At 45.6% G+C, this 12,980-nt stretch carries 7 protein-coding genes; 6 read left to right on the top strand and 1 reads right to left on the bottom strand.

The annotated features are described in order from the left end of the window. Positions 1–214: 214 nt before the first annotated feature. The 3 genes from C1N53_RS09025 (at position 215) to C1N53_RS09035 (ending at position 3,112) form a co-directional block, all read left to right on the top strand. A complete protein-coding gene (locus C1N53_RS09025) occupies positions 215–1,138 on the top strand; it encodes a hypothetical protein (protein WP_137758989.1) in 924 nt (307 codons plus the stop codon). Between the two features lie 97 nt (positions 1,139–1,235). Continuing rightward, complete coding sequence (locus C1N53_RS09030) at positions 1,236–2,513, top strand: chloride channel protein (RefSeq protein ID WP_137758990.1); 1,278 nt, start codon at positions 1,236–1,238, stop codon at positions 2,511–2,513. A 17-nt stretch (positions 2,514–2,530) separates the two neighbouring features. After that, positions 2,531–3,112, top strand: coding sequence for an HPP family protein (locus C1N53_RS09035; protein ID WP_137758991.1), 582 nt, complete (start codon positions 2,531–2,533; stop codon positions 3,110–3,112). A gap of 25 nt (positions 3,113–3,137) precedes the next feature. Here the strand turns inward: C1N53_RS09035 and C1N53_RS09040 are convergent, their stop codons facing one another. Next, entirely contained in the window at positions 3,138–6,533 is a 3,396-nt protein-coding gene (locus tag C1N53_RS09040; protein ID WP_168193996.1) for a two-component regulator propeller domain-containing protein, read from the bottom strand. Between the two features lie 307 nt (positions 6,534–6,840). Here C1N53_RS09040 and C1N53_RS09045 point away from each other — a divergent pair, with 307 nt between their 5' ends. The 3 genes from C1N53_RS09045 to C1N53_RS09055 all read left to right on the top strand — a co-directional run bounded on the left by C1N53_RS09045 (position 6,841) and on the right by C1N53_RS09055 (position 12,841). Continuing rightward, positions 6,841–9,330: a zinc-dependent metalloprotease gene (locus C1N53_RS09045; protein WP_137758993.1), complete on the top strand. Its 2,490-nt coding sequence runs from the start codon at positions 6,841–6,843 to the stop codon at positions 9,328–9,330. Positions 9,331–9,524: 194 nt separating this feature from the next. Beyond that, the gene (gene hpf, locus C1N53_RS09050) at positions 9,525–9,830 is read left to right on the top strand and encodes a ribosome hibernation-promoting factor, HPF/YfiA family (protein ID WP_137758994.1); all 306 of its coding nucleotides are present in this window, start codon (positions 9,525–9,527) and stop codon (positions 9,828–9,830) included. A 551-nt stretch (positions 9,831–10,381) separates the two neighbouring features. After that, on the top strand, positions 10,382–12,841 hold the full coding sequence (locus C1N53_RS09055) for a T9SS type A sorting domain-containing protein (RefSeq protein WP_137758995.1): 2,460 nt from the start codon (positions 10,382–10,384) through the stop codon (positions 12,839–12,841). Positions 12,842–12,980: the final 139 nt, after the last annotated feature.

Below are 12,980 nucleotides of genomic sequence, written 5' to 3' on the forward strand. Positions count from 1 at the left end.
GCAGAATACTGGTTGATTGATTACAGAACAAAGGTATTGTCGGTATCAGAACTAATAAAAGATATAAATCTCTTTTATTAGTGATAGAAGTCATTTTCCAGGTATTGGCTTCAGCAGATATTTGCAGCAACACCTCAGCAAATAGTGATTATACTGACAGCTACTGCCCACCATAGCAGCATTTTATTACAGAAACCTTACATGTATCAGCGCCATGAAGAGAATTTTACTTTTACTGATAGCCTTCCTGGCTATTCGTTTCAGCAGTCACGCCTGCGACGGCAGCTGCACCATGGGTGGGAGTTATTTCGGTATCCTGCCCCAGTTTCATAGAAACTTTGCCGGACTGCGCTACAGCACCCGCAGCTACACCATTAGCACCACACATACACACATGCACGAAGGTATGCCCATGACGCACCCTGATGTAATAGAGCAGCGTTACAGTACCCTGGAGGCATGGGGCAGGTTTGTACCTTTTAAGAATGTACAGGTATTTGCCTTTGTTCCCTATGCTCTGAATGAGCAGAGCACTACCCGTGGGTTAACCACTTACAAAGGTTTGGGCGATATAACCATACTGGCAAACTATGCTCTCCTGAATACAGGCGACAGCCTGAGCCATGCAGTAAAGCATACCCTGCAGGTAGGCGGTGGTATAAAAGTAGCAACCGGTATCCGCCCGGACAGGCAACAGGAAGGAGAGCAGACGGAGACATTATCACCAGGCACAGGCAGCACCAATTACTTGCTGAATGGAATCTATACCATTCGAGTAGGTAAATTTGGCCTAAACAGCGATTTAACTTACCGCATGAATAATGCAAACAGCTCAGGGTACAGGTTTGGGAACAGGCTTAGCACCTCCTCTAACCTCTTTTACTGGTACACTGTAGAGGACGTCACGCTTCTTCCGAGTGCCGGTGTCTACTATGAGCATGCCAAAGCGGATGAATTTGGAACAAATCATATGGTTCAGCAAGGCGGTGATGCTTATTTCTCTAACCTGGGGCTGAACATCTACATCCGGAACATGGCTGTTGGCGGAACACTACAGCTTCCGATTAGCAGTACCGATAATCACCATGTCACCAAGAGCAATGCCAGAACGATGGTAAACTTGAATTACATGTTTTGATTACACCTCTTTACTAATTAAGCTATTACAGAAGCATATTGCTGTATAAAAGCAGGGCGAGCAAACATTTTAGCTTAAATTAAGGTACCTTTGCCGGATGAAGTTTAAAGTTCGAAGACTGGCAGTTACCTTTAGGAATCAACTGAATTACCCTCTTCAGTTCAACCCGTTTGTATTTAGCAAGTTGTTCCTTCTTTGGGTGGCAATAGGTATTGTAGGTGGTATTATAGCAGGTTCCTACTGGCTTGTGCTCGAGGCATTGCTTCATTTCCTTGCTCAGTTTCAAAGCTACTATGTTATAGCAGTTATGACAGCAGCAGGCTTGCTGGCAGGTTTAATTATTCATTTTCTTGGAGATCCGGGAGAGATGGACCTGATCGTAAACAACATCAGGTTTAAAGGCGGACGATTAGAGCCCCGGAACAATCCCTCTATGATTTTGTCATCCTTGCTATGTATAGCCAGCGGGGGCAGTGCTGGCCCGGAAGCACCGCTGGTACAGATTGTTGGCTCTACCGGCACCTGGATTGCACGTAAACTTAAAATCAAGGGCGAAGATTTACGCTCGCTTAGCCTGGCAGGTATGGCATCAGCCTTTACCGCTCTCTTCGGGGCACCGCTTGGCGGAACATTGTTTGCACTCGAAATACTACACCACAAACACGTGGTGGAATATTATCAGGCACTTATGCCTGCTTTTGTAGCAAGCTGCTCTAGTTATGTTATTTTCATTTTAATTACACATATTGGCATTGGCCCTACCTGGCATTTCCCAGTTTATGCAATTCCGGAACTGAATGATTTTTTTTATGCCATGCTTTATGCACTGGCAGGCACTGCGGCCGGATGGCTGTTTATTTTTATAGTACGCCAATGCCGGCTAGGTTTTAAAAAATTACGCCTGCCTATCTACCTGAAAATGACCATCGGAGGCTTCCTAATTGGACTGCTCGCTTATTTCGTACCTCTTTCTCGCTATTTCAGTCATGATCAGCTAAATGAATTACTGGCAGGTGAGTTTACCGTGCATTTCCTTCTTGTGCTACTCATTGTTAAAATACTTGCAATTAGCCTTACCGTTACCTCTGGCTGGCGAGGGGGCTTTATTATACCTTTATTCTTTGTTGGGGCTACAGTGGGCATGCTTGTAAACACTATTTTCCCGGGGCAGAACTTGCCGCTTATCCTGGTTAGCTGCATGGCAGCCATTAATGCCTGCGTTACCAGAACTCCAATCAGCACTATCATTCTATTGTCAACTTTAACAGGTTTTCATTACTTTATCCCGATAATGTTCGCCAGCCTGACCGGCTTTTTCCTGGCTCCTAAAACACCTCTGATCAACGCACAGCTGGGTTTAAAAGAAGTTGACTAATTTTATCTCTGGTATTTATGAGAAAAAGACTAAGAAGCCATATACGTTTGGCTCGTTATGTTTTTTATAAAGAAACCTTAATCGACATCAAAGAACATTTCTGGACCTTTTTAGGGTCTTTTTTAGGTATCGGTTTCATTGGCTTCATCAATAGCAAATACATTTCAGCTAACGACAATTTATTCTTGATTGGTTCTTTTGGTGCTTCCTGTGTATTGATTTACGGTATAATCAACAGTCCGCTGGCACAGCCTAGAAACCTTATTGGCGGTCATGTTTTATGTGCTTTTGTAGGTGTAACAGTGCACCAACTCATACCCAACGAAGTGTGGCTGGCTTCTGCATTATCTGTTTCATTGTCTATCGTACTGATGCAGATAACGAAAACCTTACACCCACCCGGAGGTGCTACTGCCTTGATAGCCAATATCGGATCCGAAAAGATAAAGAATCTGGGTTATTTGTATGTACTAAGCCCAGTTTTATCAGGAGTACTTATTCTATTATTGGTAGCATTGGTTTTCAATAATGTAAATTCGCACCGCAATTACCCCAAAAACAAGAAATGGTATATGATCTGGAAAAGAAGGTACCGTTAAGACCTACTATAAACTTAATATTTCGCTACACCTCCATTACATTGTCGCGGTTCACGTTTTCAGCTTTTTTTACGATCTCCTGCACAACGCTGTCCAGTTCCTGGCTTGAACTTTTAAGGTAGGTCAGTAGCTTCTCCTGGTCGTTGGGGCTGCGGCGCTTATCCTGCAACAGGTTTACGAGCCCCAGTATACGGGCCAAAGGAGCCCGCACGATGTGCGACTGAATCCAGGAGATTTCTTTTAACCGGGCATTCTGGTGTTCGATCGCGCTCAGGTAAGCTTTGCGCTCTGTCACGTCGCGTTGAATGGCTATAAAATGAGTGATCACCCCCTGGTGATTTGTAACAGGCGACACGCTGATATGGGCATAGTACTCTCTACCGCTCTTTTGATAGTTTACAATCTCAAATTCACAGCTTTTCCCCTCTTCAAGGGCTTCCTTTAATTTTTCAAGCTCTGCTTTATCAGTGTTTTCCCCCTGCATCATACGAGGAGTTTTACCAATCAGCTCTTCTTTCAGATAGCCTGTCATGCGGGTAAAAGCATCATTCACATAGATAATCTTTGGTCCGGGTTTATCTAACTGCGCCTCAGTGATAACCACAGAATCCATTGCATTGGTGATCACAGATTCCAGCAGCTTCAGCCTTTGCTCCTCCTCCACCGACCTGGAAACATCCTGCATGGCACCCAGCATCCGGATAGCCTTTCCGCTCTCATCCCGCAAAACATATCCCCTGTCACGAATGTATGCATACTGCTGATCTGCTTTCCGGAATCGATATTCTTCTTTCCAGAAAGTGGCGTCTCCTTCTAAAGCAGCCTGAAATGTAGCGGTTACTCTTTCAGAATCATCCGGGTGCAGGTTGTCGTACCAGAGCTGCAGGTCTTGCAGGCCCTCATCTGTTCTATGGCCAAAAAGCACTTCAAAATTATCGGCCACATAAAACTGGTTGCGCACCAGGTTATAATCCCATATAACATCAGAAGTAGCTTTATTCACCAGGTGAAAGCGCTCATTGCTTTCCTTTAACTCTTTGGTGCGGGCCTCTACCAGTACCTTCAGATCGGCCTCATGCCGGCTTTTTGCCTGAAACTTTCTGACATAAAAACCAGCCAGAAACAGCAGGAGCAGGAGCACCGCTTTAAACCAAAGCGTCTGATAAAAAAATGGCTTTATAGAGAATGCAAGTTCTGCCGGCTCCGACCAAACGCCGTTCAGCTCTGCTTTCACCTCAAATACATAATTTCCGGGATCAAGCGAGGTAAAATAAGCCGTTCGCCTCTGACCTGCCGACTCCCACTCGTCTTGCAGTCCTTTTAACCGGTAATAGAACCTGATAGTGGAAGGCTTCGAAAAATTAACGCTTGTATAATCGATCTCCACGGAGCGTATACCCTGCGGCAGGTGGATATCAGCATCCAAATCGGGGCTTGAATTTCCATATCGAAGTGCTTTGATATGAATATTTACCGGTGCTTTATTTTCCCGGTAAGATGCAGGGCAGATAATTGCCACGCCGTCTATGGTAGGAAACCAAAGGCTGCCGTCCTGCAGCGTATAGCCAGCCGGGAAAATACCGCCATTCACTTCTGAATTCTTCATCCCGTCGGAGCTGTCGAACAGCTGGGCAACTATTCTAAAATCTTTCTCCTTCTCCCTGACAACTTTTTTAAGTTCTTCCTGTGCAATTCGTTGCAGGCCATACGTTCCGCTCAGCCATATAGCCCCGGCTTTGTCTTCCAGTATCCGATAGATTCCGTTAAAGAAAAGGCCGTTGTTTTCATCCACCAGTATAAAGCGTTTACCTGTATAACACACCAGTCCCTTTTCAGTGCCTAGCCACATGTTTCCCTCAGCATCCTGGTAAAAGCTATCTATAATTTTGGAAGGAAGTCCGTGCTTCCCCGCAAAATGCGTTACGGCACCAGCCGGCGTTATACGCACCATACCGCCACCACGCGTACCGAACCACATGTTATGCTGCCTGTCTTCGTAGATGCTTACAAATTCAGCTCCTGCCAGCTCCTGCGGCAACTGAAGCTTCGAAATCTTCTGGTCCGAAGTCAGCTTGTGCAACCCACCAAAGCGGGTGCCGATCCAGACATTCTCCTGCGTATCTGCATAAATCGCCTGAACTATATTGCTGGCCAGCCCGTCTTTCTCAGTTATATGCTTGTCAATTTTTTCTGAGCTGAGGTTAAATTTGTAGATCCCGCTTGGGGTACCGATGTATACTGCTTCCTTTGTGCCACCTATACTTAATATCACATTGGCTGCAAGTCCCTGCTGCCTGGAGTAGACCGTGGTGCGCCCGCCAGAAATCCTGTTAATTCCGTTGCCGCCTGTTCCTACCCACACATCTCCGTTCGGGTGCTGGTAAATAGGCAGGATAATATTGCCGGATAGCGGATAGGCCTCAGCCAGCATGTGTACGTCGGCAGGCTTAAGCTGTACCAGGCCAGAGGCAGCAGTGCCTAACCATACCAGCCCTGGTTCGGTAAAATGAATGGCCCTTACCCCATCGTCAGGTAAGCCCGTAGCTGCCAGGGCAGTAAATGCTCCCTTTGTCAGGCGGTATACGCCTGAACTTAAGGTGCCTATCCAGATGCTGTTATCCGGCGCAATCTCGATGGCCGAAATAAACAGCTCCGGAAGCCCGTCTTCTTCTGTAAAATGAACATTTTCTTTTGTTGTTTTATGAAACAGGCCCTCCTCCTTGGTGCCGATCCAGAGAGACTTGTCGGGGGCGATAGCCAGCGAACGGATATAGTTATCTTCGAAGCCGCTGATGGCTTTAGTTTGCTTCAGGTCCTGGCTCAGATGAAACAAACCGGCATCAGTTCCGATGTAAATTCCGTCAGCGGCAGTTCTGATTACCTGTATCGATTTTCTCTTGCGATACGGCCACTGCTTCACCTTATGAAATGCCTTGTTCTGGTGGTATAGCAGATCCCCGTTGTGCGTCCCGATCCAGAGCCTGCCCATGCCATCTTCTACCAGAGTGGTAATTCTGGAGTCGACGATCTGCTCTGAAAGATCCACTACCTCTGCCCTGTTATGATGCACCCGAACAAGCGCATTATCGCTGGCGGCCCAGATGCCTCCTTTGGCAGAAGGGGCTATAGCATAAAACGCGCTCGAAGATAAACCAGGAAGGTTGTTTTCTTTATAAACCAGCAGTTCATGGCCGTCAAACCGAACCAGCCCTTCTTCTGTGGCAGTCCAGAGAAAACCTTCGTCGTCTTTCCTGATATCGAAAACAGTGTTCTGAGGCAGGCCGCTTTTGTTATCCCAGATCTGCACCACAAAAGATGGTTCGAACCAGGCGCTTATATTTTGCTGTGCACTCAGCTGTCCGCCACAAAGGTAAAGCAGCCACAACAAGCACCAATAGCGACGGAATAATGGCAAACCCATTTGTAAGCTAATTAAACAAGCTGGTAAGTTAAAAGAATATGCAAATTGTAACTTATTTCTAAGAATACCAGCCTTTTGCATATTTAATTTTTACTATTTAAAACACCTTTAAATAGTTCTATTATATATTAAACAAATTAAAGTACAATATACAAAACCTTGAATTTAAGCAAGTAATGTTATAACTTTGATGTTATCTATTGTTCAATTAAGCGGTCTTTGCAAATTTTAACTTACCTTTAAAATCAGGTAATCTGCACCTTGTGCAATCATACGGTTTTTATTTTCATCTTCAACTAAATAGCTAATGCCAAAACTCTACAAGGCCCTAAGTTTGCTTTTGCTTGCGGCTATTACACAAACATCCTGTTCCACTACTAAAGCAACCACCGGTACAGCTCCCGAAACAGCCAAAACAGAAAATGCTGAAAAGCCAAAGCAAAGCTCCAGAAGTGGTATCAAAAACTACAGCGACGTCATTACCCGAGAGGCCGTTTCTGACGAAGGGGTTTTTACAGTACATAAAGTAGGTGATAAGTATTACTATGAAATCCCGGATTCGCTTCTGAACCGCGATTTCCTTTGGATCACCCGCTTTGCCGGGCTTCCGACCGGGCTCGGAAACGGCTATATAAATGCCGGATCATCTGTAAATGAGCAGATGGTGGTATGGCAGAAATTCGAGAACAAGATTCTGCTTAAAACAAAGTCATACCAGTCGGTAGCAGCCGATTCGCTGCCTATTAGTTTATCGGTACAGGTGAACAATTACCAGCCTACTATTTACGCCTTTGATATTGCGGCACTCGCCAGAGATTCTGCCGGCTATGTGGTGGAGGTTAGCAAATTTCTTCAAAGCGATGTGAAAGCCTTTAGTGGCCTGGACGCGAATATGAGGCAAACGTATAAAGTAAGCAAGCTCGACGAGAGCCGCAGCTTTATTTCCAGTGCCAAAAGCTTTCCGCTGAACCTGGAGGTAAAGCAAGACTTTACCTACGAGGCAGGCGCACCGCCTTCTAACTCCGCTACAGGCACTATCAGTCTGCTCATGAACCAATCAATGGTTCTGCTCCCCAAGGTACCTATGCAGCCACGCATCAACGACTACAGGGTTGGCTATTTCAATGTATCCCAGATTGACTACGGGTCTGAAGCGCTGAAAGCAGATGAAAAGTCGTATATCCGCAGGTGGCGCCTCGAACCTAAAGATGTGGAGGCTTATAAACGAGGCGAACTGGTAGAGCCTGTGAAACCGATTGTTTATTACCTGGACCCTGCCACACCTGAAAAGCTGCGCCCTTACATTCGGGCAGGTGTGGAACAGTGGCAGAAAGCCTTCGAAACAGCAGGCTTTAAAAATGCCATTCTGGCCAAAGACCCTCCTTCTCCAACAGAAGACCCTGATTTTAACCCTGAAGATGTGCGTTATTCTGTGATTCGCTACGTGGCCAGCACCACCCGAAATGCAGTAGGGCCGAGTGTGTCTGATCCGCGTTCAGGAGAGATTATTGAAAGCGACATTATCTGGTACCACAACCACCTTCGCTCTTACCGCAACAGGTACCTGCTCGAGACTGGGGCCGCCAACCCTTCGGCACGTACCCTGGAAACCCCTATGGAAGACCTGGGCGAAATGATGCTTGAGGTAATTACACACGAAGTAGGCCATGCTTTAGGATTGCCCCATAACATGAAAGCCAGCGCTGCCTACCTGACCGATTCTTTGCGCTCCGGTAAATTCACGCAGGAATATGGTATAGCGGCTACGATCATGGACTATGCCCGGTATAATTATGTTGCCCAGCCAGGCGATGAAAACGTACGGTTTATACGCCAGCTGGGCCCTTACGACCATTATGCCATTAACTGGGGTTACCGCTATTTGCCCAATGCTCAGAATGCTGAGCAGGAAGTACCAACGCTAAATAAATGGATTGAAGACAAAGCCAATAACCCGATGTACCGCTTCGGCAGCGGCAGTGGCGGTTATGATCCGGATAGCCAGACTGAAGGCATCGGAAACGATGTGGTAAAAGCCAGCAGCTACGGCTTAAGCAACCTGAAGAAAGTAGCACCTAAACTATACGACTGGACCGCTGCCCAAACCAACGAGTACGAAGACCTGAACGAGTTATACGGAGAGTTGATGGGTGTCTGGAGCCGCTACATTGGCCATGTAGTTACCAATGTAGGTGGCATACACGAAGACAGGCTCAAGCCCAGCCAAAAAGGCAATATTTTTACGCCGGTAAGCGCTAAAGAGCAGGCAGCTTCGGTAGCGTGGCTCCTTACAAACGCTTTCTCTTCTCCTGCCTGGTTACACCAGTCTAAAATCAGCAGCAATATACACCACGCCAGCCATGTAGATAATATCCGTAGCCTGCAGACACGCCACCTGAACAGCTTACTCTCTGCCGACAGGCTAACCCGCCTGATGGAAAACGAGGTGAACGGTGTGCGCTATAATGCCCTGGATATGGTGCGCCAGTTACAGAGTGGCATCTGGAATGAGTTGGCAGGCGGAGCTAAAATAGACATTTACCGCAGAAACCTGCAAAAGGCTTACCTAGACCGCATGAACTTCCTGCTGAACGAAGAACCTGCAAGAGCTTCGCGCTTCGGTACTCCCGTTGACCTGAGCCAGTCAGACATTCGCTCGATTGCAAGAGGCGAACTGATCAGGCTGCAACGCCAGCTCAGAAACGCCCAGAGCCGCCACAGCAACGACCTTACCAGGTATCACATAGACGATGCCCTTTTCAGGATAGATACTATTCTAAACCCTACAAAGAAATAATGATAAAGCCTCCCTGCCTGGACGAACTACTCGCAGGGAGGCTTTTTGCTTTTGTTCATCCTACAAAAAACGCAGATACACCTTCGCGTCTTAACCAAAACCTGCTCTTGCCGTTTAAACTGAAACTGACAGATGGAGGAACTGGCATATTTACCATTCCCTTCTCTTCTTTTACAACTTAAACTAAAAGCTATATGAATTATACTGAGAATTTTGAAGGTATTAAGATAGATGTGCAGGCTGTGGACATTTCTATTTCTGATTCTATTCAGCAAATGGTGCGCGACTCGATCACAAAACTGAAGCGCCACGCCAAGAAAATAGATTCCGTGGATGTATACTTTAAAGAAGAAGCCAGCCAGTCTACTGACTCCAGGCGGGTGAGTATGCGCGTAGGTATACCCGGCAACGATGTGTTTGCCGAAGACACTGGCGAAAACTGGTTTGAGCTTCTGAAAAATGTAGAGGAAAAACTGAAAAGGCAGTTAGAGAAGCGATAGTTCGTATCAATCGGATCTTGAAACCCGCTGCTCCACTTTTACAAGTGGGGCAGCGGGTTTTGTTGTTACAATTCTATCTAGTACGATTTCAACAAATGCTAATAATTACACGCAGGCATAAAGCAGCATAAAACTTCTTCCCATAGCAAATAACTACCTCTACTTAAGATATAAGTACGTTTACCCACTAAAACTGCTCATAACAAAATATTATCATGTATTAATAACTTTTAACTGAAGTTCTGCCGTATATCCTGTCAAAGATTAATACAAAAGGAGATAAATCCAGTGATTTCTTTTATTCCGGTTGTTAACATTAGCATTATTTCCAGCAGAAGGCGCTTTAAATATTAATTTCTGAAGTGAAAGATTTGAATACAATACTGCCAACCACCTTCCACAGCCTATTGCAGTGTTCACTTTACCGGGCTGGTCCAATCTTATAACAATAATATTTTATTTTAAGCAGTAATCATCCGTTCAGCTTTATCTGTTTAACGGCAGGCACTGCTATATCTTGTTCAATCAGTTTTAACATTTACAATTAAACTATGAAAAAACACTACCACGATTTAAGTCAGACAAACGACAGCACATCGCCTTACATTTCACAAGCAGGTAAATCTGCCTTGCGCCTGCTGCTGTTTGTCTTTCTGTTTTCAGCTACCTTAAGCGCAAAGGCAGCAGCCATAGAAGCTACCATAAAAACAGAGGGCTCTACTTTGTTAGATTGCGAAACTTCATCTGTTTTACTACAAGGGCAAGCCATTGTAGATGGCGCTACAAATCCTGAAGGCATTACCTATAGCTGGACAGGCCCTGGAAACTTTACTTCAAACGATCAGGATATACAAGCAACAGTTGAAGGCTACTATAGCTTAACGGTAGCAGCTCCTGACGGAAGTACTGCAAAGGCTGAAGTAGTAATCAACAGGTTCAGAATTTCACTTAGCCCCAACGGAACAAGATTAACATGTAATAATCCGGAAATGGAATTACGTAGCGGTCCTATTTTGGAGGGTGTTGAATACTCGTGGATCGGGCCAAACGGATTCACTTCGAACAAGCCGGTTATTACCGCATCAGTTGGTGGAATATACAAGGTAACTGCAGTAAATCCTGCTACCGGATGTACTGTTTCAGATGAATATGATTTAGCCGGACTTATCGTTCCTACTGGTAATGCTGGCCCTGACAAACAAATCAGCTGTGAAAACCCTACCGTAACACTTGAAGGTAACAGAGGTACTGCAGGAGCACCTCATGCTATCTGGTTTGCGCTTGATGGTGGACATATCGTTTCCGGAGAAAGAAGCCTGACTCCTGTAGTAGACGCACCGGGTAAGTATGTTTTATTACTTACAGATATATTAACTGCCTGCCAGAAAAGTGACACAGTACTGGTTACAGGTGAAAAAAGCTTTAGCGTAAAAATTTCCTCTCCCGGCACAACCATACTACACTGTAACAGAGAATCGGTTAGCTTAATAGCTTTACCGACTCCACATGACAAAGCATTAGTTTATAGCTGGTCGGGCCCTGATGGGTTTTCATCTGCTGCAGGCACCATCAGTGTTAGCGTACCGGGTAAATATAGTCTTACCGCAACCGATCCAGCTACAGGTTGCACGGCTACTGCCGAATATACTGTAGGTGGACCTGTTTATCCGAAAGGCACTGCCGGTCCGGACAAAGTATTAACATGCGACAACCCTACTGTAACACTCGAAGGCAAAACGAATACAGGTAACTTCGTTTGGATTGCACTAGACGGTGGCCATATTGCGTCAGAATACAACATCATTACACCTACAGTGGACGCACCCGGAACTTACATTCTAAGAATGACGGAAATGATAGGCAGCTGTGTTTTAGAAGATACCGTAATCGTTACCCGCGAAGATAAAGTACCAACGGCCAATGCTGTGGGTGGCGAATTGAGCTGCTTGGGCAGTTCGCTTCAACTAAAAGGTTCTTCCGATACACCGGGCGCCACCTATAGCTGGACAGGACCCGGAGGTTTTACTTCTAACAAGCAGAACCCGACAGTAACGGAGTTAGGCGCCTATACTTTAACAGTTACCCACCCGCAAAGTGGTTGCCAGGCCACTTCAACAGTATATGTCAGGACGGCATCCACCGAGATCGTAAAATCGCATCATGTCATTGACTTTAATGGGGAAAAGAAAGGCTTGATCAGTTCTATAGATACTGAATACGGACCTGTATCGATTATGGGCAGAAGAAGGCTTCCTGATGGTGAGGATATGTTTGCGCCCGAAAATCATGCCGCCATTTTCGATTCACAAGCCCCTACCGGCGACGATGCAGACCTGTATTCAAAAGATTGGAGCAATATTCTGATTGTGAACCAGGATTTAACAGACGTTCCGAATGATAACCAGTGGGGAGCCGAATTAATTCTGGACTTCTCTGCCATAGGCTACCTGAACCTGGAATCTGTAAAGGTGAAAGACATTGATGCATACGAAGACAACTCTTGGATTTACCTGTACGGACCTTTTGATATAGAATTGAAACGTATTAAACTGCAGCCTTTGGGCAATAACAGTGCGCAGGAAGTAGATCTGGGCAATACAAGAGGTGTCGTGAAAATGAAAGTGGTATTTGACGGCAGAAATAACGGGCAACTGGCCGGCTCCGGAGCCATAGACGATCTGAAATTCTACATGGATAAAGAAGTTCCTGCCCCCTGCCCTGTCGCCCAGGAAGAACCAAAAGTATCCTCTACAACTTATGCCACTGCTTATCCGACTATGTTTAACGACAAGGCTACAGTTGAATTTAAATTTGAAACTGCAGATAATTACAACCTGAGCCTGTACGACAGCAAAGGGCAACTTGTAAAGCAGTTGAAAGCAGGTACAGCATTAGCCAATGAAACCCTTACATCGGAAGTAGACGGAAATAACCTGAAAGAAGGCATGTACTTCGTTCGCCTTGTAAGTGCTTCCGAAACAAAAACAATAAAGCTGATCCTGAGAAGGTAAAACCCGTTTCACCTTAAAAAACAGCCCCTGCAATACCAGATGCAGGGGCTGTTTTTTTATGTACCTGCACTATCTGCTGCTTTCCGGCAGCATTTCACAATTTTTCATCTCAATGTGATTATTTCTGGCACACAATCTG

Origin of the sequence: Pontibacter sp. SGAir0037 (assembly GCF_005491705.1) — a bacterium.
Taxonomy (GTDB): Bacteria; Bacteroidota; Bacteroidia; order Cytophagales; family Hymenobacteraceae; genus Pontibacter.

Excerpts from the sequence above, each read along its gene's own strand:
- C1N53_RS09025 (WP_137758989.1), top strand. The coding sequence starts at position 215 with ATGAAGAGAATTTTACTTTTACTGATAGCCTTCCTGGCTATTCGTTTC.
- C1N53_RS09030 (WP_137758990.1), top strand. The coding sequence starts at position 1,236 with ATGAAGTTTAAAGTTCGAAGACTGGCAGTTACCTTTAGGAATCAACTG.
- C1N53_RS09035 (WP_137758991.1), top strand. The coding sequence starts at position 2,531 with ATGAGAAAAAGACTAAGAAGCCATATACGTTTGGCTCGTTATGTTTTT.
- C1N53_RS09040 (WP_168193996.1), bottom strand. The coding sequence starts at position 6,533 with ATGGGTTTGCCATTATTCCGTCGCTATTGGTGCTTGTTGTGGCTGCTT.
- C1N53_RS09045 (WP_137758993.1), top strand. The coding sequence starts at position 6,841 with ATGCCAAAACTCTACAAGGCCCTAAGTTTGCTTTTGCTTGCGGCTATT.
- hpf (WP_137758994.1), top strand. The coding sequence starts at position 9,525 with ATGAATTATACTGAGAATTTTGAAGGTATTAAGATAGATGTGCAGGCT.
- C1N53_RS09055 (WP_137758995.1), top strand. The coding sequence starts at position 10,382 with ATGAAAAAACACTACCACGATTTAAGTCAGACAAACGACAGCACATCG.